The sequence below is a fragment of the Candidatus Methylacidiphilum fumarolicum genome, assembly GCF_949774925.1.
Classification (GTDB): Bacteria; Verrucomicrobiota; Verrucomicrobiia; order Methylacidiphilales; family Methylacidiphilaceae; genus Methylacidiphilum; species Methylacidiphilum fumarolicum.
Window position 1 is genome coordinate 610067 of the sequence record NZ_OX458932.1, and the last position, 26974, is coordinate 637040.

The following is a 26974-nucleotide window of genomic DNA, read 5'->3' on the forward strand; positions in this document are numbered from 1 at the left end:
CATATCCTTCTTTTGTCCGGTGCTGGAGGCTTTTGTATTCGCGCTCTCATCGCCTTTTGGCAATTACCCGCAATGAGTCCTCATGGGGGTAATACCGCCGGGTTGCCCGAATCGGTTAGGCAGCCAATACCTCTTCTTGCTGCCTTTTGCTACAGCCTGTTTACGCTCCAACCGATCAGCGCTCCAAATTTCTTCGGCGAATATAGGTTCGCCATGTCTATTTATAACTAGAATAGCATGGCAATATCAATAACTATTCTTTACGCTTTTCTTTGTCATTCCATTTTCATGTTATCTGCGTTTCTTTTTTTACTGAAATTTTCAACTGCTAGATTGGTTTTAGTGTAAAGCTTGGATTTTATCCTCTCGATGAGTAAGGGGAAAAGGGAAAGAAAGATAATGAGGTAGATAAAGGCTTTAAAATGATTTTTAATTATGGGTTGATTACCTAGGAAATAACCAGTTCCAAGGAAAAGTCCAATCCAGCAGAGTCCACCAAAAATATTAAAGAAAAGAAAGCGGCTGTAAGCCATAGACCCTATACCAGCAATAAATGGAGTAAAAGTTCGAATGATGGGGATAAACCGTGATAAAAAAATCGCTTTGGCTCCATATTTACTAAAAAAATCTTCGGTTTTTTGAATATGTTCCTTTTTTATGAAAAAGGATTCTGAGCAAGAATAAAATAATTTTCCAAATTTGTTACCAAAAAGGTAATTGAGACTGTCTCCACCAATAGCTGCTAGTGTCAACATAAAAAACAACGTGTAGAGATTGAGCCAGCCTTTGGCAGCAAAAATTCCAAGAGTAAAAACTAAGGAGTCTCCTGGTAAAAAAGGCGTTAATACTAAGCCCGTTTCACAAAAAATAATGAGAAAGAGCAAGGGATAGATCCAGTCTTTATGGTTTAAAACTATTAGTTGTAAATAATGATCCCAATGGAAAAGAAAATCCAATAGAACAGTCATTAAAAAGAATGGGAATAAGTTTTCCTATGCTTAAGAATTTTTTCAAGCATAATATATAAAATATTTTAATTACTCCTTCATTGTGAATGGCTTGACAAAAAATTAAAAATCAATAACAATTATATAGAGGCATTCTCCAAATTAAAAATCAATTAAAAAAGGAGGTGTTATGGCTGATCTACTGACCAAAAGAGGTTTGTTCCAACCTTCGATTTGGGATCCCTTTAAGGAAATAGAAGAAATGAGGCGAAAGATGGCTTCCCTTTTTGAACGACCTCTTGAATTGCTTTCTTCAGAAGAGATTGAACCGTTTGAACTGAGCGAATGGCGTCCTTATACAGATATTACAGAAGATGACAAGGAGTTCTTGGTAAAAATGGACCTTCCTGGAGTCAAAAAAGAAGAAGTCAAGGTATCGATTCAAAATAACATTTTGACTGTATCTGGAGAAAGAAAGATAGAAAGAGAAGAAAAGGATAAAAAGAAAAGATATATTAGAGTAGAAAGGGCTTACGGAGCTTTCAGTAGAAGCTTCGAGTTGCCTGAGGGTGTTGAAGAAGACAAAATATCTGCGGAGTTCAAAGATGGGGTGCTTTATCTCCATATGCCAAAAGGTGAGAAAGCACAGCCAAAGACTGTTGAAGTGAAGGTGAGTTAAAAAGTTTGTTTGCTATTCTAGAAACCGGCAAAAAACTGTTTGCCGGTTTTTTTTATATATTTCCTTTGGTGGTTTTTTTCAATACTTTCTCGTTCAGGAGAAGTGGAGGGACAAGCACAAAAATAAGCACAAATAATTTTAGAAAACCATTGACAGCTTCTGTACAATGATGCTAGCAAAAGATTCAGAGCCATTAATTGTTTAACGTTGGATGCCAATGACACACTTACGAGCCAAGGCTTTACGCCTTCAAACTAACTTGTGGATTCTGCTAGTGGGATTAGTAGCATGGGCTTCGCCTCTGAAAGCAGAAAGCGGAGATGAATATACTGAGGAAAAACCAGATTTAACTGCTGGCCCTACAAACTATCCTAAAAATCAATCTATCGAGGGGGATAGTTCCATTACTGCAAATGATCCAATCAGCGAAAATGGCTTTCCTAAAGAGAAAAATAATTTGGAAAAGAATCTGAAAGATGAAAAGGCTCTTCAACAACAAGCCCCTTTTTCTTTGAAGACTGGCTTATATGCTGGAGTTTTTGGAGGTGGCGCTTTTTCTGCACCAGGAAATTATGGGTATTCATTGTATCCCTCTCCTGTTGGTCTGGCTACCTTTAATCCACGAGGAGGAATAGTCAATGGGGTTGGAGGGATTGAAGTCGGTTATGAATTTCCCAAGGAAGCTATGGGAACGAGCGGTAGCTTCTATTGGAGCCCATCCGTTCAGTTTGACGGCTATTATATGGGTGTGACTGCTGCGGCTTCTCAGTTGAATGGAGTGGCTGGCAACATTGCCTTTAAAGACAATTTTAACTCTGGACTATTCTTTGTCGATGGCATTCTCAAAGTCTATACGCCCATTCTCATCATCAATTTTGGAGTAGGCATTGGGGGAGCTTATATGTGGGAGTCCTCTATTGCTGGGATAGGATCCAAAGGGAATTTTGCAGGGAAAAATCTTTTTGGGAAAGGCATAGACACTTCATCAGGGGCCGCGGCAGTCCAGGGTATTGCTGGGGTTGAAAGATGGATTACGGATCGGTTAAGTTTTATTGTTGAATATCGGTTCGTTTGGATAGGAGGTTCAAACTTTTCCTACGCTGGAAATTCTACTGTTTTCGGCTCTGGTACTACAATCAATACGCATTTTGATCAATTCGAAGCCAATTTGGTGCTTGGAGGCTTAAGATATAAATTTTAAATTTTTATGAACAAACTCTTTCTTCTCTTAGTCGCTGGACTATTCCTTCCACTATGTATAGCTGAAAAACTTATTGCCTTGCCTTTGATGGGTAAGCATTTCGACGCTAAATATCCCACTTTCCCTTATGGTCCTACTGATCCTTATGGGTATTCCTATTGTGTGGTGGCAACCAATCTATATTACACTGCTCAAAAGCCGTATGTTCGCATATTTTTGCCTACATCTGAAAAAAACACTCCAGTAAGGAACCTAAAACGATCTTCAAAAAACCTTTCTCGGCCTTCACCGAATAGAAACAAAACAATACCTAATACCACTCGATAACAAAAGTAGAGAGGAAAGAAACAGAATGGCTAAAATTCTTTATATTGAAGCTTCACCTCGAAAAGATAGATCTTTTTCTATAGCGGCGGCGAAAGTATTTCTTGAGGAGTACAAGGCAAATCACCCAACAGACTCCATAGAAACATTGGATCTTTGGACCAAAGCCCTTCCTTCTTTTGATGGCTATATTCTTCAAAGCAAATATGCCATTTTTCATGGCTTGGAACATACTCCTGAACAAAAAAATGCATGGAGTGAAGTAGAAGAAATTATTGCCCACTTTATTTCCTTCGATAAATATGTGTTTTCTTTCCCTATGTGGAATTTTGCTATTCCCTACAGACTTAAGCATTATATAGATATTTTTGTGCAGCCCACTTATACTTTTTCTTATACTCCGCAAGAGGGCTACAAAGGGTTGGTAGTTGGGAAAAAGGCATGCTTAATATGTTCTAGAGGTGGGAATTATCCAGAAGGAACTGAATTTCAAAAATACGATTTTCAGCTTCCTTATGTGAAATTAATCCTGGGATTTATTGGAATTACAGATATTCAGCAAATAATTGTTGAAGGCACTCTTTTTGAAAAAAGAGAAGCGCTTTTGGAAAAGGCAATGATTGAGGCAAAGAATGCTGCTGCGACTTTTTAGGAGCATGTTTTATTAATTCTCAAAAATGCTTACTTGCCATTGAGTGGAAGGGGGGATACCCCTGGCTTCTTGGTTTTGAGGGTTAACTATTAAAGAAGCAGGAGGAAAATACAACCCATAAAGAGTTCTATTCCACCAGAGTCCTTTCTCTTTTTTTTCTGACCAAGAGCTATATTCGTAGATATAGATAAGAGCTCGGACATATTTTGGAGGAGAGAAGGGGAAGGGGTTGGCTTTGAAAAGTTTGATGACCTCTTTCTTACCGTGAAGCAAGCAGGACAGAAGAGAAGCAAACCAAGGGTTTTCCTTTGGTGTACTTAAAGCGGCAAACCACATTTGCCAGTCTAATCTTGGATGGAAGGGAGAGATAAATACAGGCGCCTTATGAGGGTCAGAAGGTTTCCAGCAAAAGGGGAATTCTTTCCATTCGATGCCGTCGGTACTCCCTTCTATAATTATTTCCGGTCTTCTTGTTGTCATAATTGCAAAGGCTCCATAATTGTTGATCGATCGTAGAGCTGAAAAGGAGCTAAGAAGCTTTACAGTCCATTGTGGATACGGAAAAGAAAAGGATTCTAAAAAAAGCAGAACACTGACTAAAAAAACAGGAAGAATAAGAAAAAATGAGAATTTCTTCTGAAGTTTTGGACAAGGCATTGGAGGGGATTTGGAGAAGAAAGGAAGAATCTTTTTTAAAAAGCTATCATCTAACAAGACAAATCCTAAGGCTAAAGTAATCCAGTTAAAAAAGGCATGATTGCCAGTGAGAATAATAAGTAGTTGCAAGAGAGAAAAAAGGATGAAACTCACTGTTCTACCTAGTCGGCCCATAAAAATAGCGAAGGGTACAACCAGTTCGATGAATAGGACAATAAAGGTGGTGGTTTCATGAAACCACATGGGGAAGTGGTAAAAGTACCAAGCAAGGGGGGTAGGCAAGGGTTCTGTTTCATAGTGGTATTTTAGAGCCGTTAAGGCTCGCCATGTTGGATCATGGCTTTCTAATTTAACGATCCCAGAAAGAAGCATCAGCCGGAAAAGCAGCCAACGGAAGATAAAAGTTGCCCAAGAGGGTGGGAAAGTTAATTCCTTAAAGCCAGGATGAAGTTTCCATGGCGATGATAAAATGGAAAGGAGTCCACATTCCAAAAGGAGACCATCCCATTGGAAATTAAAAAAAATCTGTCCCACTGATACATAAGACAGATAAAGAGACCAAAGAAATAGAGATACAAGAGCTGGAGCTATATTGAAAAAAAGAAGAACAGCCAAAAACATTCCAAGGAAAGTTCCAGCATAAAGAATGGGATCGGTTGGAGGGATAATCCAGAATAGGGTAGGAACTAAAAAAAATCTTCGCCAGCCTATTTGATCTTGAACATAATGCAGGAATGGGGAAGCTGGAAGGATCCCTCCTTCTCCTACTAATCCAAGAATTTGAAAAGAAAGGGAAAAAAAAGCAATGAAATAGATAAAGGAAAGCGCACGAAAAAATAGCCATAGGGCTAAGGGATTTGGAGTGGATTGGAGTTTTTTGAAGTTAAAAGGTAGGATTTTCAATCTTTTGGCCAGAAATTGCTTGCTTTAATTGCTTCCAGAACTTCTGCAGCTGTATTCCAAATGTTGGGGTGGCAATCACGCCATAACACTTTGCCATCTTTAATCAAAAAGGAAAGGCGTTTGGGCATTCCAAAGAAACGAGGAATAGCAAATTCCTTGCAAACCTCTCCGCTTGGGTCGCAAAGCAGCATAAAATTGAGCCGATTGTTTTGAATAAATTTTTTTTGTACTGAGGGTTTGTCCCTGCTTATTCCAATAACCTGAACATTTGCTTTCTGTAGATCCGCTAAATGATCCCGCAGATTACAGGCTTGGATAGTGCAACCAGGAGTGTTAGCTTTTGGGAAAAAGTATAGCAAAACCAATCCTTTGGAACAAAGCTCTCTTACTGACATTGGATTGCCTTCAGGATCAAATGCCCAAACATCGGGAATGGGCGAGCCCACTTCAAGTCCTATTCTCTTGTTTTTTTTCATTGTTAAGGAAACAGGGTCATAGTGACATAGTTTTTTATTTACTGAAAAATTTTAAGAAAGCCACGGTTTTTAAGCCTAGAGGAATTGAAAAATAGATGCTATATCACTCAAAGAACTTTATAGCGTGTCCTGTATGTGTTTAGAGGAAAAACATAAGCTCTCCTCTGTCACTATTAGTGTATAATGTTCTTAAAAGGAGACGATAGACAAAAGGCACAAAAGGAAAAAAAGCCCGTAATGCAATCAAAGGAAAAACCAAAGGTTAGCTTCTTACGACCTCCTGTCTTCTTTTTAATGGAGAGCGGACAAATCAACGGACTGAATAAGGAGAGTAAGTAATATTAAGTTTAGAGAATTAAAGAAAAAAGGAGTTTTCAATGGAATTATGGACTGAGGAATTACATCGGCTTTTTCCTGATAAGTTTTCAACCAGTGAGGAAAAACTAAGCAAGTATGCTACAGATGCTTGGCTTTTATCGAGAGCTCCAGATGGTGTTTTTTTTCCTGAATCAAAAGAAGATGTTGTTGCCTTGATGCAGTTTGCTTTCTCTCGAGGTATTTATGTGACAGCTAGAGGTGGAGGGAGAGGCTATGTAGGAGGAGCTGTTCCAGTAAAAGGGGGAGTGGTTGTTTCTTTTGAGAAGATGAACCGAGTCAAAGAGATACATCCAATAGATGGAGTAGCTGTTGTTGAGCCTGGAGTTATCACGGGAGTCCTACAGGCAAAAGTAAAAGAGATGGGTCTTTTTTATCCCCCTGATCCTGCCAGTGTGATGGAATGTACCATTGGCGGAAATGTAGCGACGAACGCTGGAGGGCCCCGATGTCTTAAATACGGAGTTACTCGAAATTACATCTTAGGCCTTGAGGTGGTGCTTTCCGATGGATCGGTAGCCAAAGTGGGGGGGAGGACGATTAAGAATAAAACTGGCTTCGATTTGACGAGCCTCTTTGTTGGCTCCGAAGGGATGCTGGGGCTAGTCACTGAAATTACTCTTAAACTGCTTCCTTTCCCTCCACTGAAAGCCTGTCTATCCGCTTATTTTGAACGGATGGATCAGGCAATCTTGTGCGTGAACAAAATTTTATCTTCTGGGGTTCTTCCCGCAGCTCTGGAAATTGCTGATAGATTTACCCTTCAGTGCGCAAGAGAATTTACTAAAGGAGAAATTCCTCCTTTCGATGCCCATATTTTATTGGAAACTGATGGTAGTATTGGGGCAGTCCATTCTGATATCGAGTTTTTTGAGAAAATATTGCGGGAATTTCAACCAAAGGAACTGACAAGGGCAGTGGGGGAAGAGGCGTGTGAAAAATTGTGGGAGTCGCGCCGTCTCTTTTCAATGTCTCTTAAAGCCAGTGGACTAACCAAACTCAACGAAGATGTTACTGTTCCGCGTAGCCGACTGGCCGATTTAATAAGCCTAGGGGAACATCTTCAAAGGCACTATGGATTGATTGTTGCTTGTTTTGGTCATGCAGGGGATGGAAATATACATGTCAATCTGATGGTCGATTGGTCAAAAAAAGAGAATCGTGACAAGGCTGAAGAGGCCTTGAATGTTCTGTTTGATTCGGTAATATTATGGAATGGATCTATTACAGGAGAGCATGGGATTGGCATAGCTAAATTGCCATGGTGGAATAAAGCTGTCAGTCAACAAACCCGATTGCTTCACGAAAAGATTAAAAAGGCATTGGATCCCAAAGGCATTTTAAATCCTGGAAAATTTGTTTAATTTATAAACGGCACGGGAATATCCATCTCCTATAGGGGATTGGGATGAGAGCGCTAAACTAGATATTGACTGAATACGACAAAAAGTTAATCTAATACTAAGTCCGCATCGTGTGCTTCATCATAAGATCTGATGTCCTGATGCGGCCATCACTAATTAGTGATGCCCTGAGATATGGGGTTTTAAATATTAAACGTATCTACAACCCAGTTTTGGAAAAGAGACAGACCACCGGAATGAATAGCTGGTGGTTGGTAAGGAGTAGTAGCCTGGACACGGGCCAACGTTGTCTAGCTGAAGCATGGCCTCAAGCGCCGCCGGTTCGCCGGCGGGTTCCCTACGGGAACCGCCCACAAGCCCTGCGTGCTAGCTAGAAACTCACCCGCTTTAGCGGGTTGAGAGTGTCACGACTTGAGTTTCCTTTTGCAAAACATTATTTTATGTTTTTCTTAGGTTGATGTTTTGCTAGATAAAATAGGTTGAATTATGAATTTTCAAGATGCTTTTCTATACGCTCTAGAAAATACGAAGATTATTTTGCCACCAAGACGAGTTGTATCGACTTTTGGAACAACTCTTATAAACTATCAACTCGTCACGGAAGATTTGGATAGGGTTGATGTCTGTTTTGTTAGAGAAGGAAAATTGGAAGCCGAAAGGCCTAAAATAATTACTTCCCCACAGTTTGCTAAATTGACATTGGAAGGTTTTGGAAAGGAGGCCCAAGAATACGCTGAATGGCTATTGCAAAATGCACCGCGAAGCAATGTTTCTTTTTTGCGTTATGGATTTTCCTTTAAAAAGGATGATGTCAGTTTTAATGAAATAAAAGGCTCTTCGGAAGAAGTGTGCGCTAAGCTCAAAGAAAGGATGATTAAAGAAGGGGATCCTCTCTCTCTCCTTCTGAAAGGGGAAGAGGAACTTTGGGAAGTGGCTTTACTTAAATTTCTTATTGATTGGGTACGTGTATCAGTTACAAAAAACATTCAGGATTTTCGACAAGAAGGCTTTATTTAAGCATTTTCAGTTAATTTTTCTTTCTTTGTAATATAAAAGAAACTTCGGCTACATTAGAGAAGGGAAACTTTGAGACTTTTACAGTCAGTCCTGAAACCAAAGGATGGAGAAGTAATTGTATAGCGATCTCTTCGGCAAGGGATTCGATGAGTTTTCTAGGTTTGCTACTGGTTATAGTTTCTATGGTTTCTTTGACAGTAGCGTAATCTAGCGTGGCGGATAATTCATCTGTATCATAAGCTTTCCGAGTCACCAGGGGATCTATATAAAGATCAACAGAAACAAGGAGTTTTTGTTTATTCCTTCTTTCTTCTTCTGGAACCCCAATCCATGCATCCACTTGGATCTTCTCTAACCTAATGATATCTTGAGAAATGGAGGAAAGATCGGTTTTATTTCTTGGTTGAAAAGTTGATGGTGGACACAATCCATAATAGGGAGGCTGAAAAAAAGAATCAGGTTTTCTTTCAATATCAATCCCTTGATCAAGAACTTTATAGCAAAAATCATAGATTCCTTTTTCTTTGCTTTCTCTGGAACCTGCAACATTAAGTATTTCGATAGAATGAGAAGACAAAAATTTTTTGACTTCGGTTTCTATCTCTGGAGTCGTTTCGTTAATGTGGAGCCAAGGTTTTCCAAAAGTTACTGCAAATTGTTGAGTCGCTAAAGATCCTTCCGTAAGAGACGGTTTTAATGTGACGATCAAGGTAGCATCTGAATCCCAAACATTCCATGCGGTTCTCAATGTATAGCTTGGAGTGGGAGCTTCCGAAAGCTGGTATTTATCAGGAATGATACCTGCTTCCGATAATCTTCCTTTGGGACACCATCCTCCATGGGGTATTCCATTGGCAATCGCCCAATCCAAGGCAGCCCTATCGGCTCCTGTTTGCCCGCCCGAGACAATTTTTCTGATCATTGTTTTAGTTTTTGAGTGAAAAATGTACTAAAATGAAGTAAAAAAAAATGAAGTAAAAACATTTTAATTTCTATCCACCGATGCCAGTACTACCTGAGCTTCCTGAATGCGAATCAAAAATCAAGACCTTTTTTTTTGATACTGATTCTTGTGGACTTATCCATAACATTGCTTATTTGCGTTTTGTAGAGATCGCCCGTTCTGAACTAGCTGAACGGCTTGGTTGGCCATTGAAAGAGATGGAAAAGACAGGGTTGGTCCCTGTAGTCATCAAAACCGAAATTGTTTATAAATCCCCTGCCAGACTTGGGGATATTATCAGTATCATTTCAAGGCTTAGTCGAATAGAAAGGGTGCGGTTTCAGATTGACTTCGAATTAAGAAAGGAAAGTCCTTCGGGTAGTTTACTTGCTGAATGCCGACAAATCCTTGCTTGTATCAAGCTTCCTGAAAGAAAACCCTCGCCAATTCCATTAAATTGGGCTCAAGCTTATCCTTGGTTAGTTGGGAGAAAGACGGAAAATAGCTAAGGTAGTGGTTATTTTGGATTTCAACCTGGAAAGCTACAGAAAAAATGATTGCTTGGGTTATTGAAAAAGAAAATGGAAAAAGAACTTTGCAAATGCGGGAACTGCCTTCGCTCAAACCTGGAAGAGCCGAATTAAAAGTGGATGTTTATTATGCGGGCATCAATAGAGCCGATCTTCTTCAACTTTATGGACTCTATCCTCAACCTGGGCCTCCGGCTTCTTTTGAGATTCCAGGATTAGAATTTTCTGGAAGGATTTGTGAGATTGGGGAAGGAGTGGAAGGTTGGAAAGAAGGTGATCCGGTGTTTGGCTTACTCATTGGCGGTGCTTTTTCTACAGAAGTTGTTGTTCATGAAAGGTTCTTGTTACCCATTGATGGAAAACTATCTTTTGTGGAAGCGGCCGCTATATCCGAATCTTTTTTTACGGCCTGGGATGGGTTAGAATATCGGGCAGAGGCAAAGGAAAACGAAACGCTATTGATTTCAGCTGCTGGGAGTAGCGTTGGTCTTTCTGCATTAGCTCTGGCTAATCTAAAAAACCTTAAAGTCTTTGGGATGGTGAGATCTCCAGCTAAGAAAGAAAAGCTTCTCAAAATTGGAGCTATTGATGTGTTTACAGAAGAGCAAGCAGATCTAATTGATTGGTCTTTGACTAGAACAGGGGGAAGGGGAATGGATATTATTTTCGATTTAGTGGGAGGAGAACGTTTTAGTCAATTTCTTCAAATTGCAGCAGAAAAAGGAAGGATTCTTAGCCTTGGTCTGTTGGGAGGATCAAAAACAGAGATTTCACTCATGCATCTCCTTCGAAAAAGATTAACGCTCGTTGGCTCCACCCTTCGAGCAAGGCCTATAGAAGAAAAAATGTTTTTAACCCAACAGTTTAGGAAAAAAATACTTCCTTTTTTTATAGAAGGTCGGCTTAAGCCTATTATAGATCGCATTTTTCTGTGGGATCAATTGAGGGAAGCTTTGAAGTATATGGAAGAAAATAGACATTTTGGGAAAATCCTACTTAAGGTAAGAGAAGAGAAGTAGAATAAAAAGGCTTATTTTGGGCGACCGACGGGACTTGAACCCGCAACACCCAGAGCCACAATCTGGTGCTCTGCCAATTGAGCTACGGCCGCCATGTCTCTTTTGAGTATACTTAGCTTATATAATATTTTTATCTTTTTTAAGCACTTTTCACGAATAATTGTATACCATGAAAAAAAATTAATGTTGTCATTGTCCTAAACCTTATCCACTCTTTGGGGAGGAAGTACTGAAAATAAAATAAGTTTGATATTTTAAACAACCACTAAATTTGAGTTTTTAACATTCGACAATAAGAAATGATCATTACAGATGTTCCAAATATTAGGAGGTTAGAAGAGGAAGCAATAGCCAATGGCCTTTCTGCTGAAGTTTTGATGGAAAGAGCCGGCAGGATGGCTGCGTGTTTTTTTCTCCAGCATTATCCTCGCATGGGCCAGGTTCTTGTATTGGTTGGTAAAGGCAATAATGGGGGGGATGGGTTGGTGATTGCCAGAGAGTTATTGAAAAGGGGATGGCCTGTATCGGTTTATCTCTCTGCTGAAAGAGAAAAACTAGGAAGCTTATGTAAAAAAAAGCTGGAGGAATTATTGCACGCATTTCCTCAGTTATCCTTGTATGTTTATCCAGATCCTGTCCCCTGGACGAAAGCGGATTATGTGTTGGATTGTCTGCTTGGAATCGGTGTGAAAGGGGAATTGCAGGGTGAAGTAGCTCAGATTGTCAAAGAACTGAATGAAGAGCGTAATCGTTGTTTTTTCCAAACAATAGCCGTTGATTGTCCCTCAGGATTGTGGGAGAAGTCGACAACTAATTCTTTAGCCGTTATTGCCGATTTAACACTAAGTATTGGCTACGGTAAAGATTTCCTTTTTCGAGAGGAGCTTTCCGATTTTACAGGCCGAGTGGAAATTGTCCCCATTTTTGATACCCTGCCTCCCAGTTCAGGCTTGGAATCTATAGTGGGATGGGAGCTAGCCGAATTATTTCCTTTTAGAAATTCTAATACGCATAAGGGCCGTTATGGGCGAGTGCTTATTCTTGGCGGTTCTGTTGGCTTTACGGGAGCTCCGGTGATGGCAGCGCAGGCAGCACTTCGTATAGGTTCAGGACTGGTCAATGTGGGAGTGCCTCAGGAAGTTTATCCGCTCGTGGCTGCAAAGGCCCCTTCTGAATCCATGGTATTTCCTTACGATGACGCTAAGTTATTTGAGATGGTAGTTTCTAAAGCAACAGTTGTTGCCATGGGCCCTGGATTTGGGTTGGAAAAAAAATCAGAAATATTTTTCAAAACGCTTATGTCATTGGATCTACCCCTAGTCATTGATGCGGATTGTTTGACTTTGCTTGCACGCAATCCAGACTTTTTTCAGCTCATTAGAAAATGGGCTGTGCTCACTCCTCATCCAGGAGAAATGAGTCGACTTCTAAGAATGGAATTTTCTCCTGAAGAAAGAATACAAGTGGCGAGAAATTTTGTAAAAGATAAAAAGATCACCTTAGTTTTGAAAGGAGTTAGGACGGTAGTAGCTCAAGAAGGAAAAGAGGTGTTTTTCAATACAACTGGGAATCCTGGACTTTCTACGGGTGGTTCTGGAGATAGCTTATTAGGGATTATTGCTGGATTGATTGCTCAAGGCTTGGACTCCTTTGATGCCGCTCGCTGTGGAGTATGGATTCATGGGAAGGCTGCTGATATAGCAGCGGAAAAAAGAAGGACAAAAGAGGGTTTGCTCCCTTTAGATGTTGTAGAGAATATAGGGGCGGCTTTAGAACAAATGCGGATGCATTTACGGTTGGTGCTAGACCAAAAAAGCCAATGGCAAGAAATTCAAACTGCCTATGCTCTGTATCCCCGTTAAGCTTCAGGAAAAGCGAGCGGAAAAAAATCTCTCAATAAACATCCTTGCGATACCTTTTTTGTTCCTTTGAAAGAACTACATTGACATAATGTTGGGCTTCTTCCTGGGACATCCCTCCTGTATCTCTAGCGATATCAATGAGACTTTGATGCACATCTTTGGCCATATGCTTTGCATCACCGCAGACATATATGTAGGCTCCATTCTGGATCCAGTGCCAAAGTTCAGCTGCTGATTCCTTCATTCTATGCTGGACATAAATTTTATAAGATTGATCTCTAGAAAAAGCCGTATCTAACTTTGTTAATACTCCTTTTTTCAGCCAGTCGAGAAGTTCTTCTTTATAGAGGAAATCAGTGCTTTGGTGTTGCTCTCCAAAGAATAGCCAGTTTTTTCCCCAATGTCCTGCCATCATTCGGTGTTGGAGAAACGCTCGAAAGGGAGCAATACCTGTACCTGGTCCGATCATGATAATGTTAGCTGAAGGATCTTCGGGAAGATGAAAATGCTTAGCAGGTTGATTATACACAGGAATTTCTTTTATCCCTATTTTTGCAAATCTGCTCAAAAACCCGGTGGCATTTCCATATCTCATCCTTCCTGAAAGTTTGAAGCGGATCACAGCAACAGTCAGGTGTACTTCATCTGGAAACATTAGAGGAGAAGAAGCTATTGAATAGAGTCGAGGAACCATTCGACCCAAAGAAGCAACTAGTTCATTGGAGCTAAAAGAAACTTCTGGATATTCTTCAAAGAAGTCAAGGTAATCTTTTCCCCAGAGATAGGCTTCTAGTTCCTTTTCTTGCCCCAAAATCTCTTCTAATCTTTTTCGTTGGGAAGCAGAAGATATTTTTTGGCTCAATAGCTGGAGGAATTTTTTTGTAACACGAGTCAGCACAACGTGTTTGGAAAGAAACTCTCTAAGCGAAATTTTGGTATTTTGATAGTTTACTAGTTCTTCAGGATCAAGAGACTGAAGCTGGAAAATCTTCTCGACAATATAAGGAGGATTGGATGGGAAAACTCCAAGAGAATCTCCCACTTGATAGGTTATCCCACTGCCTTTAATATCGATGACGATGTGTCTAGTCTCTTTTTCAGAGCCTTCTTTCGTCAGTAAAATATTTTCTCTAATCGAAGCTAAATAAGGGTTATTTCTACTAATAATATTATTTTTTCCTTGTTCTGTTTTTGCGTCCGTCATAAATGAAAATGGAATTAAGAGAATCAATCTATTTATTTTTTTAATCTAATTCAACCATTGTTTATTCTCATGGGTATTTTCCAATTTCACCCTATATACAAGAAAAAAATATGGGGAGGAGGATTGCTCAACAAATTTGTAGCTGGAAAGGATTCAGAGTCCTTCCAACTTGTCGGAGAGAGCTGGCAGTTAGTAGATAGGGCTGAAGAAATTAGTGTTCTCAAAAGCCCTTATGCTTCAATGCTTAATCTGCATGATTTGTGGGTGAACCAAAAAGAAGAGATTTTTGGAAGGAACGCTCCACCCACGACACGTTTCCCTTTGATCGTGAAGATATTGGATTGTCGATTACCAACAAGCATACAGGTGCACCCTGGGGAAAAAGTAGCAATCCAATATGGGTGGGAGAAGAAAACTGAATTTTGGTTTTTCCTAGCTACTCTTCCTGGCTCTTCTATATATCTAGGATTTAAACAGGCAATCTCACCCAATTTGCTAAAAGAACTCATCGGTAAAAAAGCTATTATTCAATACCTAAATCATATTCCCACCTTTAGTTCTCATGGAATTTTAGTAGAATCTGGTCAGATCCATGCGATTGGAGAAGGAAATCTTATTTTAGAAATCCAGGATAATTCAGATACAACTTTTCGGATTTACGACTGGGAAAGACCTAATGAGAATGGCTCTTTGAGGCAACTCCATTACTGGGAATCTGTCCTTTCTCTCTCACTGGAACCCAATAACCCAAAACTTCTTAGTCCAGAAGCAATTTCTGTTGAGCAAAATTACTTTGCTGTCAAAAGAATTGAACTTAAAGCTGGCCAGGCCTACGCTTGCCACCTAGATGGGGCCTCTTTTTTATATCTTTTTTTTTGTGGTGGTAGAGTTGTTATCGGCGATATCCTTTATGACAAAGGCCAAGGTATCTTCGTTTCCGCCAACCATGGGAAACTGGAGGTGGTTGGATTAGAGACAAAAAATGAATTCATTGCCGTTTCTTTTCCACTGGAATAAAGACAAAATCCTTTTGTTCGATCCTTTTAGTTTTTAATCTGGTTGGTTTTAACTATGTGTTGTCGTATCTTTTTTGTGAGAAGCGTCTAAGAGAAAAATCATGTGGTAAAATGGGTGGGTATTCTTCTTCGTGGATATGAGTTAAAATTCATGGAAAAAATAAAATATTGGGTGGGAACTTCTGGATGGAACTATTTGGATTGGAAAGGATCTTTTTATCCAGAGGATTTGCCACAATCAAAATGGTTTGAATATTATTGTTCTCAGTTTGACGCGGTTGAAGTTAATGCCACTTTCTATAGATTCTTCCCAAAATCTACTTATGAAAATTGGGCAAAAAAGACTCCAACCAAGTTCCGTTTTGTTTTGAAGGTTCCTAGGCTTATTAGCCATGTCCGGCTTCTTAATAATGTCAATGATCTTATATTGCGGTTTTGCAATGACTCTGGAGTATTAGGAGAAAAAATCGGTTTGTATTTGCTTCAACTTTCTCCTAAGTTTCCTCTTGAACCAGAACGGCTTCAGATTGCCTTAGAGGCATTTCCTGATCCGACGAAAGTGGCTGTGGAATTTAGAACCAAAGCAGACATTGCCTCTCTTGTGGCAATTTTGAAAGCAAAACAAGCGGTCTACTGTGTTGCCGATTCTCCTCTTTTGAAAATGCAGCCCGAGCTAACTTCTTCGATCGGCTACTTGCGATTACATGGGCGCAAACAATGGTTTTCCTATCTTTATAACCATGAAGAAATCCAGGAAATAGTGAGGAGTGCTAAAAAGCTTGTCAACAAAGGAGCCAAAGAAGTCTATATCTTTTTTAACAATACGACCATGGGTTGGGCGGCAGACAATGCTCTAGCTGTTAAAAGAGCCCTAACTGAGCTTTAAACGGCCCATTAATATTTTTTTTGTACCCCATTTTATTATGCGTTGTATGGAGGCGGTATGCGATAAAGAAAATCCAACCAAAAGAGTAGCAAAGAAAAATTCTTTGTTCTACATTAAAAAAAATGCCTTATAGAATTTTTCAAGATAGAAAAGAAGCAGGTAGGCTTTTGGCCGAAGAACTTCTCGAGTATGGAGGCAAATCGGATGTGGTTATTCTGGCTTTACCGCGGGGAGGAGTAGAAGTGGGGTTTGCTATGTCAAACATCTTGAAGCTTCCATTGGATATCTTCGTTGTTAGAAAAATAGGTGTTCCATGGCAAGAGGAACTAGCAATGGGAGCCATTGCTTCTGGCGGAATACAGGTTTTAAATCAATCCGTAATAAATTCTTTGAACATCGATGAAGAAACGATTAGGGAAGTCACCGCTCGGGAACTGCAAGAATTGCATCGACGAGAAAATCTGTACCGGAAGGATCTTCCCGCACTTTCTTTGACGAATAAGACTATCATTTTAGTGGATGATGGTATTGCTACCGGTTCGACGATGAGAGCCGCTGTTGCAGCAATAAGGAGGTTGGCACCTAAAGAATTGATAGTAGCCGTTCCAGTGGCGCCTCCTTATGTATATGAAGAAATGAAGAAAATAGCCGATAGGGTCGTTGTGTTAATGACCCCAGAAGAATTTTATGGGGTGGGCCAATGGTATGAGAATTTTAATCAATTATCTGATTGGGAAGTTTGCACACTGCTTAGGGAGTCCCGAAAGGAAACTCCTGGAAAGGGGCAGGAAGTTTTGACTAATTGATGAGTTTTTTTCCTTTTTAGTTATGTTTGCAGAAGCCCTAAACAAAAAGTTCCGCGTTGTTTCACCATTTGAACCCTGTGGCGATCAAGGGAAGGCTATTGAAGAATTGGCGGCTGGGATTGAGGCTGGGACAAAACATCAGGTATTGTTGGGCGTGACGGGCTCAGGCAAAACTTTTACAATAGCCAAATGTATTGAAAAAGTTCAAAGACCTACCCTAGTCATCTGTCACAATAAAACATTAGCTGCGCAGTTATATAGCGAATACAAACAGTTTTTCCCTGATGCTGCGGTGGAGTATTTTGTTTCCTATTTTGATTATTACCAACCGGAAGCCTATATTCCGAGCACTGATACATACATAGAAAAAGACTCGAGTGTGAATGTAGAAATAGAAAGACTTCGGCTTTCTGCAACCAACTCGCTGCTGACTCGTCGTGACGTCATTGTTGTTGCCAGCGTTTCCTGCATTTATGGCTTGGGTTCTCCAGAGGACTACGAAAGCTTATGTTGTCAAGTTGAAGTTGGCCAGAATCTCTCAAGAAACCAGTTTCTAGCTATGCTTATCGAGATGCTCTACGAAAGAAACGATGTGGAGTTAACCCGGGGAAAGTTTCGTGTCAGAGGGGATGTTGTCGAAATCTGCCATGTCTCTCCAGATAAGGGATTGAGAATCGAATTTTTTGCAGATCGAATCGATCGTATTACCGAATTCGAATTGCTTACAGGCCGAAGTGTGTGCCGGCTTCAAAAGGAGTTAATCTTTCCGGCAAGTCACTTTGTGACGACCTCTGAGAAATTAAGAAAAGCAATCCAGTCGATTCGAAAGGAACTTGATGAGCGCATCGCGGAGTTGGAGTCTAGAGGGAAGTTGCTTGAAGCCCAGCGATTGAGATTAAGAACGGAAAACGATCTAGAAATGCTTGAAGAACTTGGTTTTTGTAGCGGAATAGAAAATTACAGTAGACATTTAAGCGGACGAGCTCCAGGTTCTGCTCCCTACACCTTACTCGATTTTTTCCCTAAGGACTTTTTGACTGTCATAGACGAAAGCCATGCTACAATCCCACAAATTCAGGGGATGTATGAAGGGGATATGTCAAGGAAGAGAACGCTTGTGGAACACGGGTTTAGATTACCTTCTGCTTTAGACAACAGACCGCTATCGTTCACAGAATTTGAGCAAAAAATAGGTCAAGTGATTTATGTTTCAGCCACCCCAGGGGAGTATGAATTAAGAAAAACTGAAGGCAAAGTCATTGAACAGATCATCAGGCCTACCGGCTTGTTAGATCCCGAAGTGGAAGTTCGTCCCCTTGAGGGGCAAATAGACGACGTTATCAAAGAAAGTTATGATCGAATAAAGGATGGACAAAGGGTTCTTATATTAACGTTAACCAAGCAAACAGCCGAGGATTTAGCCGACTATCTAAGAGATCTTGGTTTTAAAGTTCGTTACCTTCATTCTGAACTTGATGCCATAGAACGAGTGGAAATATTACGTGGTCTAAGAGCTGGGGATTTTGATGTGCTGGTTGGAATAAATCTCTTAAGAGAAGGATTGGATTTGCCGGAAGTCTCACTGGTATGCATTCTAGATGCAGATAAGGAAGGTTATTTAAGGTCAGAGAAATCCTTAATTCAGATTGCTGGAAGAGCAGCCCGTCACGAAAATGGTAAAGTTATTCTTTATGCGGATGTCATGACCCAATCGATTCAAAAACTCATTTCTGTAACCCAATACCGTAGAAACAAGCAGCTTTTATACAACCAGGAACATGGAATCACCCCAAGAAGTGTAAAGGCTAAAGAGCTTGTCAGTCTGCATGGGCTGATTCGGTCAGAAGCCAAAGAACCTATCCATCTCAAAGGAATCGATCAGAATGCGGATTATATGGAAATGATCAAAGAATTGAGTGCAGCAATGGTTGAAGCCTCTGCTAGGCTTGAATTTGAAAAAGCTGCTCTTTATCGGGATCAAATTGAAGAACTTAAAAGGAGGTTGCAAAACGGTAAAGAAAATAAGGCTAACGTTCCTATTGTTCCTTCTTTAAAGAGACAAAAAAAGAAGACTGCCAAAGGATCCCTTAAGAAAACCTAAATGCAAAGACCATTGTCCCCATTTTCAACCACTTTCTTTTCATCTTTAGAAATATGACATAATTTGAGAAAGGTAGAAAATATATGGAATTTTTTGATGGAGTTACACAGTCGCCGGTTTATAAACGGATTCTTTTAAAATTGAGTGGAGAAGTATTGTCTGGAGAGACGGAACATTTGGATCTTGAGGTTGCTCGTAAAATTGCATACCAAATTGCTGAAATTTATAGTTTAGGGGTTGATATCGCCATTGTTATTGGCGGAGGCAATATTTGGAGGGGGACGATGGCCTCTCATTCGGAGTTTCTCGATAGATCCACTGCTGATTACATGGGAATGCTTGCGACCATTATTAATGGGCTGGCATTGCAGGGAGCCCTTGAACACTTAGGGATTCCCACACGGGTGCAAACGGCTATCGAAGTGAAAAACGTTGCTGAACCTTTTATTCGAAGAAGAGCGATTAGGCATTTGGAAAAGAAAAGGATCGTAATATTTGTAGCGGGTACAGGGAATCCCTTTTTTTCCACGGACACGGCTGCTGCCCTGCGTGCCAGTGAAATAGAAGCGCAAGTTATTCTTAAAGCGACAAAGGTGGAAGGGGTTTATGATAGTGATCCAAAAATCAATCCACAGGCTAAAAGATACGAACAATTAACTTATCTGGATGCAATACAGAACCGACTGACCATTATGGATTCAACAGCCTTTTCTTTGTGCATGGATAATCGTATTCCAATTATAGTTTTCGATATGTTCAAGCCTGGAAATCTTAAAGCGGTGGTTTGTGGTGCTCCTGTTGGAACATTGGTCTCAGATAAGGTAAAAAGCTCAATATGTTGATAGAGCTTGGTTTTTTTCTTTATTTTTTGTTATTATTTTGTCTACGCGATTATCGAGGGTCTTATGAGTATTGATGATGTGCTGTTGGAAGCGGAAGATAAGATGGAAAAATCTGTAGAAAAAACACGGATGGAGCTTGCTTCTTTACGTTCTGGAAAAGCTAATCCTGAAATGATATCGAATATCTCGGTAGAAGCCTATGAAACGCATATGAAACTAAAAGATTTGGCGGCCATTACGGCTCCAGATGTTAATTTGCTAGTAGTTCAGCCTTGGGATTTGACCCTGGTAGAATCTATACGTAAAGCTATCGAGGAATCGAAGCTTGGCTTTAATCCGGTGGTGGATGCTAAAATTATTAGAATCCCTATTCCACCCCTTTCAGAGGAAAGAAGAATGGAGCTAATCAAAGTGGCTAGAAAAATATCTGAGGAAGGTAGGGTTGGAATTAGGGCCATTCGCCGACATAGTCTAGAGGAATTAAAAAAATTAGGCAAAGAAGCACATATCAGTGAGGATGAAGTGGAACGAGCAGAAAAGGAAATCCAAAAGTTAACCGATCTCTATATAGAAAAGGTTGACAAGATGCTTGAAGTAAAAGAAAAGGATCTTCTGAAGGTATAATAGAATATGGCTCAAAAAAAAATTCTGATGATTGTTGGAGATTATGCGGAAGATTATGAAGTAATGGTTCCCTTTCAGTTTCTTTTGGGAATAGGGCACGAAGTCGTTGCTGTGTGTCCAGGAAAGAGCAAAGGACAAAAAATACAAACAGCGATTCATGATTTTGAAGGCGAGCAAACGTATTCTGAAAAAAAGGGGCATCTTTTTGAGCTGAATGCTGATTTTGAAAAAGTTGTACCTAAGGACTATGACGCTCTAGTGCTTCCAGGAGGTCGTGCCCCTGAGTATCTCAGACTTTATCCAAAAGTGATCGAATGTGTGCGCCATTTTTTTGATGAGCAAAAACCGGTGGCAGCCATTTGTCATGGCATACAGCTTTTAACGGCTGCAAAAGTTCTTTCGGGCTATCGCTTAACAGCTTATCCTACCGTGGGGCCAGAAGTCGATCTGAGTGGAGCAAGTTTTGTGCCAACCGGATTTGAAGAAGCCATTGTGGATAGGAATCTTGTCACTGCTCCTGGTTGGCCAGCTCATCCAAAGTGGCTATCCCTGTTTTTGTCACTTCTTGGAACAAAAGTTATTTGCTAAATTTTAAGTGCCTCTTTTAGATTTTATCCGGGCGGGGGAATACTTTTCGGGATCTATATTATAAAAAGAGAAAAACTCTGGCAGCTTGTAGTTTATTGCTAGACAGGCGGCCATTTCACCCACGGCTGGGGAAGTTTCAATTCCAGAGCCACCAAGAGCAGCAACCCAGAAAAAACCTCTTTCTTCAGGGTCAAACCCAATGACGGGGAGCTCATCCTCTACAAACGAACGAAGACCTGCCCATTTTCTGTTGATTTTATCGATCTTAATGGTAGTGGCTTGTTCTAGACGTTTGATGGCGAGTATACAATCTGCTTCCTCTGGTTTTGCATCGCAAGGAATCGATGGGGTTCGATCCGCAGGAGAAGCTAAGATTTCTTGACAATAAGGCTTGAAGTAAAATTCTTCACTGATTTCAAGGACCATTGGCCAATGCTCAACCGAATAATTTGTAGGTGGATCAAAAGTAATGACCGTTCTTCGTTTTGGAACGATCCCTAATGGTTTGATTGAGGCAAGGCAAGCCACTTCATCCGCCCAAGCTCCAGCGGCATTAATGAGAAGTGGGGCTTTAAACAGTTTATCATTTGCCTCTACTACCCATTCGGTCTGCTGCTTTTCAATCCTTTTGACAAAAGCCTTATAATAGATTTTTCCACCGCTTTGGAGGACTCCTTCAAGATACCCTTGCAATAGTTTTGGTTGATTAATGTCTTTTCCGGAGCTCTCGAGGATACAACCGCCTTCTACCGATTCTTTTTTTAATACTGGGACCATTTGAAGAGCTTCTTCAGAGGGGATTTTCCGTAAAGAAAGATGGGCAGATTGATTGTCCTTAAACCACCTTTCCAAAAATTCCTTTTTTTCCTTTCTTGCAATGAATAATGCATTTCTGGGAGTAGTGAGTGGAATAGAAAAAAAAGGTGCAGGGGGTGATTCAAAAAACTGCTTGCTGGCTTGCGTAAGAAGTCTAACAGAAGGAAGGCCATGACTTCCTCTAAAAAACACAGCGGATCTTCCAGTCGAATGGTATCCAGCGGAAGATTCTTTTTCTAATATAATCACAGAAAGTCCTTTAATCGCCAGATGAAATCCAACAGAAGCTCCTGCGATACCAGCACCGATAACAAGGCAATCTGCTCTTTCCATAAAATTGAATGCTATAGGAAAAAATAGCGTAATTGGAAAGGATAAGATAGATAGAAAATGTACGGAAAGCACCGTTACCTTGTAAAAAGTATGAGCTTGTTTATAAATAAAAAATATCCTAAATACGGATAGACAAAGAAAAAGGATAGAAAATTTGGTTAGAAAAAAAATTGGCGTTTCCTTTATCTTTTCCTTTTGTTTTTTTCTTCTTATTGAGAGCATCTTTGGTCGGCCGACTGTTTTTTGGATTTCAGAGCCTGTCGATCCTGCCGATGGTGTTGTTCTATATGGGGGAGGGTTTGATCCTAAGGAGGAAATATTTCTTTGGGCTGTGCCTGACGACGATCCTAAAACCAATTATATCCCCTTTTCTTTTGCTAAAGAAAAGCGAGTTGCGGTTGCTCCAATCCAGGTATCAGATCAATCTATAAAGTTTCAGATTCCAGCGGTTTTTCCTCCTGGAATATTTGGCATAGAAATCTCCGAAAATAGATTTTTGATCAATAGACCTCAAATAGAATGGTGCCAACCTGCTCGGCTTCTTCCAGGGTTAAAGCAAGATGAAACTTATCCAGGTTCCGAGCTATGTATTATTGGGAAAAATATCCTATTGACTACAGAAGATGCCCAACGGATGAAGGTTATTTTGGTACCGAAAAAAGATGGACAGCCTGTAATCCTAGAAGTGATAGAAGCTGAGAAATATTGTTGTCGGGTGAAAATTCCAGATAATCTATCCCCTGGTGAATTTAATCTGCTTGTTCATAACGGTCATGGAGGTCCTGCTGGATGGAGTGAGGCTTATTTTCTGAAGGTCGTTGCTGTGAATCCTTGGCCCAACAAAATTTTTAATGTCAAGGATTATGGAGCTAAAGGAAACGGGCTCACAGATGATTCTGAAGCTTTACGGAAGGCCTTACAGGCAGCCGATGCCAATGGAGGAGGCATAGTATATATTCCGGCGGGAACATACAAAGTGAGAGGTAGTTTTTTTATTCCGCCAAAAACTTTGTTGGAAGGGGATGGAATGGATTTTTCTTGGCTGAAGTGGCCGGATAATGCACCTCTTGGGGAAGGGGACTTTGTTAGCACCGCTTTCTTTTCCTCTGGGCAATTCTCCTTGGAAGAACTGTCGATAAGCATCAGAAATGCAAAACGGGTTCTTGTGGATAGTTCTGCCCTCAAAGATGAGGAGTTTATGGGAAATTCTAGAGATTGGGAAGATCTCTCAGCACTTTTTAAAGGGAAAGTAGCTCCATTGAAAGAATCTCCTTCTGATGTTTTTATTCGCAATGTTCGAATACAGTTTTTCCCTTTTTATGGATATCCAAAGGAAAATATTGAAAGTAGTCTCTTGTGGAAAATCCTAAAGTGGGGATTAGATCGAATGGACGGGTTAGGCTATTCTGTTGCTCTAGGCAGTCTAAGCAATGTCGAAATTTCAGGCTGTGAGATCATCGGCTTAAGGCAGAGAGCTGTGCATTTAAAAAACGGTCGAATTACCCAAAATAGTTTTTATAACCCAATGGGGGCTTTTTGCCTCACAGAAATAGGAGGCGAAAGACTGTTTGTTGAAGATAACTGGTTTGCAGATGAGTCTTCTTTTTATAGACGCCTTCTCCCATTGAGATATTTGTATGTTGCCCATAATCAATTTTCTGAATTTGGCAGAGGCAACAGGAAGGCTCTGTCTTTTAATCTTAATTTCCCGATGGGAAAAAAGAGGGAAACTCCCTTGAAACATTTTTCTTTGACAGCCAACCTCTCTGGCAACGAGATGTCTTTCAAAGAAAATATTTTGACGAAAGATTCTTTGGTGGGCCAAGAAATTGTAGTAATAGGGCATTCGAGTAAACGGGAATTTTTCGTAAGAAAAGTCATTGCCAATAGCGAACAAAAAATAACAATCGATCGAGGAACTCCTTTACCAGTAAATCAAGAAGTCACTATTTATTTTCTGCCATGGGATAGACCGTTGATTTCAATGGTTAGCTCTTCTGAAGCAATAAAGACAACTCTCACTGAGAAAAATATTTCCCCTGGGCTGGTTGGCATGGACGCTCTTATTATTTCAGGGAAAGGGGCTGGTCAGCTTAGGAAAATAACGGCATTAAATGCAAACACTCTTAGCCTTGATAAGCCCTGGGATATAGTTCCAGATTTTTCAAGCCTTTTGCTTTTTTATCAGTGGGAAGGAAAAGCCATTTTTTATGAAAATCAAAGCCAGGATTGTAGATTTCTTTTTCCTTTAAGCGGATTAGCCTATGATGTCATTTTTGATGGAAACCAGGTAAAAAGAACGCAAGGCATAATTGCTTCAAGTGGTTTTTTTATACAGTGGCTTAATAATGTCCTAGATGTTGCTGTTTCCTATCCAGTGGTTGAGAATAAGGATCCTTTAGACCAAGAAATTCGTAGCTTAAATTTTGGAGCCTTAGGCTTTCTAATTGATCCAAACATGACAAATCTTTCGAATGTTCCTTTCGAAGTGATTCGGGGGGGAATTCTACGATCGAACCGTTTAGCATTTGGACACCAGATTATTGTAGGATTAGGTAGCGAGGAAGGAGAATTTCCTGCTCAGGCTCTTTTAGCTAAAGACCTGCTTATCGATCACAATTGGTTTGAACATGGCCTTTTAGGTATTGAGCTGGATAAAGGAATACGGCAAGCACTTCTAATGCGTAATATTTTCTTCGATGTAAAAGAACCAATAAAAATAAAAGAAAAAAAGGAGATCATTGTTAAAGATTGACTCCTTCTCCTTTTCGATATTAAGACTTTCTTAATCCATATCTTAGAAAAGGCTTCTTAAAATTGTTATGGACAATGTCTTTGTTTTCATACTGGCTGGTGGAAGTGGAGAACGCTTTTGGCCAGTAAGCAGGAGAAATACACCAAAGCACTTAATCTCCTTTTTTTCTGATAAAACGCTTCTAGAAGAGACAATTGATAGGGTTAAAGGTTTCGTTCCAGAAGAAAATCTCTATATTTTGTCAAACAAAGACCAACTTTCCTCCATTACGAAAAGGTTGTCATCTTTTCCATTAGAAAAAATTCTTTTTGAACCAGAAAAGAGGGATACCGCCGCTGCTTCTACACTGGCAACAGCCATAGCGGCAAGGCATTCTAAAGAGGCTACTGTTGTTCTTTTACCTGCCGACAGTAAAATCAAGAACAGAGAGATTTTTCGTGACCAGTTGCTCTCTTCTGTCTTGTTTACTCAAGAAACGAAAAGCATAGTCACTTTTTCTATTCTACCGAATTATCCAGCGACAGGATTTGGGTATTTGAAGTTAGATAAAACCAATTGTTTTATAAAAAATGGCGAGAAATTTTTTCCTGTTATTCGTTTTGTGGAAAAACCCTCCGTTGATGTGGCTCGACGTTATATCAAGGAAGGAGATTGCGGCTGGAATTCGGGTATGTTTATATGGACGGTGAAAGTTTTTATAGAAGAGACCCAACGGTGGGCTTTCCCTTTTTATCGCTTTATTTTGGAGTATCTTGAAAAGCCTTCAGAGTGGGAAAGTGCTTTTATCAGTTTGCCTAAGATATCGATCGATTATGCGTTGATGGAAAAAACTGACAAGATATTTGCACTGGAGGCAAGATTTGATTGGAATGACCTTGGAAGTTGGATTTCGGTCGCAGAATATTTAGATAAAGATGAGGAAGGGAATAGGGTCAAAGGGAAAATGTGTGCCTATGACGCGAAAGAAAATATTGTTGTATCAGATTCGAAACCTATTGCTTTATGTGGTGTCAATGACCTTGTTGTCATCGAATCTGAACAGGCTATTCTTGTGTGTCATAAGGATAAGATTCACGAATTGAAAAAATTGTACGAAAAACTCCCTCTAGAATTAAAGTGAGGGTCTTATGGGAGAATTTGACCAAGTAGAATCTGCTGAAAAGAAAGACACGATCAAAAAAATGGTTATTTTTACTATTTATAATGCCTGCATTGTTGGCCTCATCACAATTTCATTTATGTCAACATGAGGAGGTTGGCAAAGGGCATACAGTATGGCCGAGGCAACTTCCTCAGCTTTTAGTGGAGATATTGTACCTAATTCACCGATAATGGAACGTTTGATTTCTTCATCTTCGATGGAATCAAAAAGCTCGGTTTGAACATAGCCAGTTTCGACAAGGGTGATTTTGATTTGATCAAATGGAGACAGTTCCATTCTTATTCCTTCAGCAAGAGTTCTTATAGCAGACGAACAAGCTGAATATATCGCTGAACCAGGAATGATTTTTTTAGAAGCAATAGAGGAGACAAAAACCAAATGACCATATTTTTGCTCTAGAAAGGTTGGTAATATGGCTGATACCACATGAACAGCCCCCTTAAAATTTATATCGATCATATTCAACCATTCGGCTACTCTCATTTTTCTTAACAAGGAAAGGGGCATAATTCCTGCACTATTGACAAATATGTCGACACCACCAAACTTCTTTTTTGCCCCTAAAACTAGGCTATCCACATCACTCAGTTCCCTGACATTGGTGCGTATTGCTAAAGCTGATGCTCCCATCGCTTCGATTTTCTCTACGAGGCTGTTTAACCTTTCCATTCTGCGTGCTCCCACAACAAGATTAGCTCCTGCACTGGCAAGGGCAAGAGCTGTTGCATATCCAATGCCACTCGAAGCTCCGGTGACAATTGCTGTTTTTCTACTTAGTGTTTTAGAAGCCATGAATGCTGACTTGTTGATCAGTAATTTAACAACAACAACACCTTAATTCGACAAAAATTTTCCCTTAAATTATGAAAAAAGAAAGCAACATTGTTTTATA

At 40.1% G+C, this 26974-nt stretch carries 25 protein-coding genes and 1 tRNA gene; 18 read left to right on the forward strand and 8 right to left on the reverse strand.

Going from position 1 to position 26974, the window contains the following annotated elements; all coding sequences use genetic code 11:
• Nucleotides 1-275: 275 nt before the first annotated feature.
• A complete protein-coding gene (locus QOL44_RS02690) occupies nt 276-968 on the reverse strand; it encodes a VTT domain-containing protein (protein ID WP_009061148.1) in 693 nt (230 codons plus the stop codon).
• 169 nt (nt 969-1137) lie between these two features.
• On the opposite strand from QOL44_RS02690, the gene QOL44_RS02695 reads away from it, so the two are divergent.
• The 4 genes from QOL44_RS02695 to QOL44_RS02710 all read left to right on the forward strand — a co-directional run bounded on the left by QOL44_RS02695 (nt 1138) and on the right by QOL44_RS02710 (nt 3803).
• Nucleotides 1138-1626 carry an Hsp20/alpha crystallin family protein gene (locus tag QOL44_RS02695; protein WP_009061147.1) on the forward strand — a complete coding sequence of 163 codons (489 nt, stop codon included), beginning with the start codon at nt 1138-1140 and terminating at the stop codon, nt 1624-1626.
• Between the two features lie 217 nt (nt 1627-1843).
• The gene (locus QOL44_RS02700) at nt 1844-2827 is read left to right on the forward strand and encodes an outer membrane protein (RefSeq protein WP_194281591.1); all 984 of its coding nucleotides are present in this window, start codon (nt 1844-1846) and stop codon (nt 2825-2827) included.
• Between the two features lie 6 nt (nt 2828-2833).
• A complete protein-coding gene (locus tag QOL44_RS02705; protein WP_009061143.1) occupies nt 2834-3154 on the forward strand; it encodes a hypothetical protein in 321 nt (106 codons plus the stop codon).
• Between the two features lie 25 nt (nt 3155-3179).
• Entirely contained in the window at nt 3180-3803 is a 624-nt protein-coding gene (locus QOL44_RS02710) for an FMN-dependent NADH-azoreductase (RefSeq protein ID WP_009061141.1), read from the forward strand.
• Nucleotides 3804-3815: 12 nt separating this feature from the next.
• On the opposite strand, the gene QOL44_RS02715 is transcribed toward QOL44_RS02710, so the two are convergent.
• Together QOL44_RS02715 and QOL44_RS02720 are read right to left on the reverse strand one after the other, a co-directional pair.
• Entirely contained in the window at nt 3816-5363 is a 1548-nt protein-coding gene (locus QOL44_RS02715) for a lipase maturation factor family protein (RefSeq protein WP_009061139.1), read from the reverse strand.
• Nucleotides 5360-5839, reverse strand: coding sequence for a peroxiredoxin (locus QOL44_RS02720; protein WP_009061137.1), 480 nt, complete (start codon nt 5837-5839; stop codon nt 5360-5362). Before QOL44_RS02720 ends, QOL44_RS02715 begins: the two co-directional genes overlap by 4 nt.
• Nucleotides 5840-6216: 377 nt before the next feature.
• Between QOL44_RS02720 and QOL44_RS02725 the strand changes: the two genes are divergently transcribed.
• Both QOL44_RS02725 and QOL44_RS02730 read left to right on the forward strand, forming a co-directional pair.
• Complete coding sequence (locus QOL44_RS02725) at nt 6217-7578, forward strand: FAD-binding oxidoreductase (protein ID WP_009061135.1); 1362 nt, start codon at nt 6217-6219, stop codon at nt 7576-7578.
• Nucleotides 7579-8064: 486 nt separating this feature from the next.
• Nucleotides 8065-8595, forward strand: coding sequence for a hypothetical protein (locus QOL44_RS02730; protein ID WP_009061128.1), 531 nt, complete (start codon nt 8065-8067; stop codon nt 8593-8595).
• A gap of 10 nt (nt 8596-8605) precedes the next feature.
• Here the strand turns inward: QOL44_RS02730 and QOL44_RS02735 are convergent, their stop codons facing one another.
• Nucleotides 8606-9517 (reverse strand): YpsA SLOG family protein, encoded by a 912-nt coding sequence (locus QOL44_RS02735; RefSeq protein ID WP_009061127.1) that lies wholly within the window; start codon nt 9515-9517, stop codon nt 8606-8608.
• A gap of 80 nt (nt 9518-9597) precedes the next feature.
• Between QOL44_RS02735 and QOL44_RS02740 the strand changes: the two genes are divergently transcribed.
• Both QOL44_RS02740 and QOL44_RS02745 read left to right on the forward strand, forming a co-directional pair.
• Nucleotides 9598-10047: an acyl-CoA thioesterase gene (locus tag QOL44_RS02740; RefSeq protein WP_009061126.1), complete on the forward strand. Its 450-nt coding sequence runs from the start codon at nt 9598-9600 to the stop codon at nt 10045-10047.
• Between the two features lie 44 nt (nt 10048-10091).
• Nucleotides 10092-11087 (forward strand): NAD(P)H-quinone oxidoreductase, encoded by a 996-nt coding sequence (locus QOL44_RS02745; RefSeq protein ID WP_009061125.1) that lies wholly within the window; start codon nt 10092-10094, stop codon nt 11085-11087.
• Between the two features lie 19 nt (nt 11088-11106).
• On the opposite strand, the gene QOL44_RS02750 is transcribed toward QOL44_RS02745, so the two are convergent.
• A tRNA-His gene (locus QOL44_RS02750) sits at nt 11107-11179 on the reverse strand.
• 207 nt (nt 11180-11386) lie between these two features.
• Here QOL44_RS02750 and QOL44_RS02755 point away from each other — a divergent pair.
• The gene (locus tag QOL44_RS02755) at nt 11387-12949 is read left to right on the forward strand and encodes a bifunctional ADP-dependent NAD(P)H-hydrate dehydratase/NAD(P)H-hydrate epimerase (RefSeq protein ID WP_009061124.1); all 1563 of its coding nucleotides are present in this window, start codon (nt 11387-11389) and stop codon (nt 12947-12949) included.
• A gap of 31 nt (nt 12950-12980) precedes the next feature.
• Here the strand turns inward: QOL44_RS02755 and QOL44_RS02760 are convergent, their stop codons facing one another.
• Nucleotides 12981-14180, reverse strand: a complete 1200-nt coding sequence (locus QOL44_RS02760) for a diflavin oxidoreductase (protein ID WP_244230921.1) — start codon at nt 14178-14180, stop codon at nt 12981-12983.
• A 42-nt stretch (nt 14181-14222) separates the two neighbouring features.
• Here QOL44_RS02760 and QOL44_RS02765 point away from each other — a divergent pair, with 42 nt between their 5' ends.
• From QOL44_RS02765 to QOL44_RS02795, 7 genes are all read left to right on the forward strand, one after another.
• Nucleotides 14223-15170, forward strand: a complete 948-nt coding sequence (locus QOL44_RS02765) for a type I phosphomannose isomerase catalytic subunit (protein WP_009061122.1) — start codon at nt 14223-14225, stop codon at nt 15168-15170.
• A 150-nt stretch (nt 15171-15320) separates the two neighbouring features.
• Nucleotides 15321-16055 carry a DUF72 domain-containing protein gene (locus QOL44_RS02770; protein WP_134372909.1) on the forward strand — a complete coding sequence of 245 codons (735 nt, stop codon included), beginning with the start codon at nt 15321-15323 and terminating at the stop codon, nt 16053-16055.
• A 122-nt stretch (nt 16056-16177) separates the two neighbouring features.
• Nucleotides 16178-16861, forward strand: coding sequence for a phosphoribosyltransferase (locus QOL44_RS02775; protein ID WP_009061118.1), 684 nt, complete (start codon nt 16178-16180; stop codon nt 16859-16861).
• 22 nt (nt 16862-16883) lie between these two features.
• Nucleotides 16884-18962, forward strand: a complete 2079-nt coding sequence (gene uvrB, locus QOL44_RS02780) for an excinuclease ABC subunit UvrB (protein WP_009061116.1) — start codon at nt 16884-16886, stop codon at nt 18960-18962.
• Between the two features lie 83 nt (nt 18963-19045).
• The gene (gene pyrH, locus QOL44_RS02785) at nt 19046-19804 is read left to right on the forward strand and encodes a UMP kinase (RefSeq protein WP_009061114.1); all 759 of its coding nucleotides are present in this window, start codon (nt 19046-19048) and stop codon (nt 19802-19804) included.
• A gap of 63 nt (nt 19805-19867) precedes the next feature.
• Nucleotides 19868-20428, forward strand: a complete 561-nt coding sequence (frr, locus tag QOL44_RS02790) for a ribosome recycling factor (protein WP_009061112.1) — start codon at nt 19868-19870, stop codon at nt 20426-20428.
• A 6-nt stretch (nt 20429-20434) separates the two neighbouring features.
• Nucleotides 20435-21016: a DJ-1/PfpI family protein gene (locus QOL44_RS02795; RefSeq protein ID WP_009061110.1), complete on the forward strand. Its 582-nt coding sequence runs from the start codon at nt 20435-20437 to the stop codon at nt 21014-21016.
• 3 nt (nt 21017-21019) lie between these two features.
• Here QOL44_RS02795 and QOL44_RS02800 read toward each other — a convergent pair whose 3' ends face one another.
• A complete protein-coding gene (locus QOL44_RS02800; RefSeq protein ID WP_009061108.1) occupies nt 21020-22165 on the reverse strand; it encodes an NAD(P)/FAD-dependent oxidoreductase in 1146 nt (381 codons plus the stop codon).
• A gap of 154 nt (nt 22166-22319) precedes the next feature.
• Here QOL44_RS02800 and QOL44_RS02805 point away from each other — a divergent pair, with 154 nt between their 5' ends.
• Both QOL44_RS02805 and QOL44_RS02810 read left to right on the forward strand, forming a co-directional pair.
• Nucleotides 22320-24920, forward strand: a complete 2601-nt coding sequence (locus QOL44_RS02805) for a glycosyl hydrolase family 28-related protein (protein ID WP_009061106.1) — start codon at nt 22320-22322, stop codon at nt 24918-24920.
• Nucleotides 24921-24987: 67 nt separating this feature from the next.
• The gene (locus QOL44_RS02810; protein WP_009061103.1) at nt 24988-26040 is read left to right on the forward strand and encodes a mannose-1-phosphate guanylyltransferase; all 1053 of its coding nucleotides are present in this window, start codon (nt 24988-24990) and stop codon (nt 26038-26040) included.
• Between the two features lie 78 nt (nt 26041-26118).
• Here the strand turns inward: QOL44_RS02810 and QOL44_RS02815 are convergent, their stop codons facing one another.
• Entirely contained in the window at nt 26119-26874 is a 756-nt protein-coding gene (locus tag QOL44_RS02815; RefSeq protein WP_009061101.1) for an SDR family oxidoreductase, read from the reverse strand.
• Nucleotides 26875-26974 lie beyond the last annotated feature (100 nt).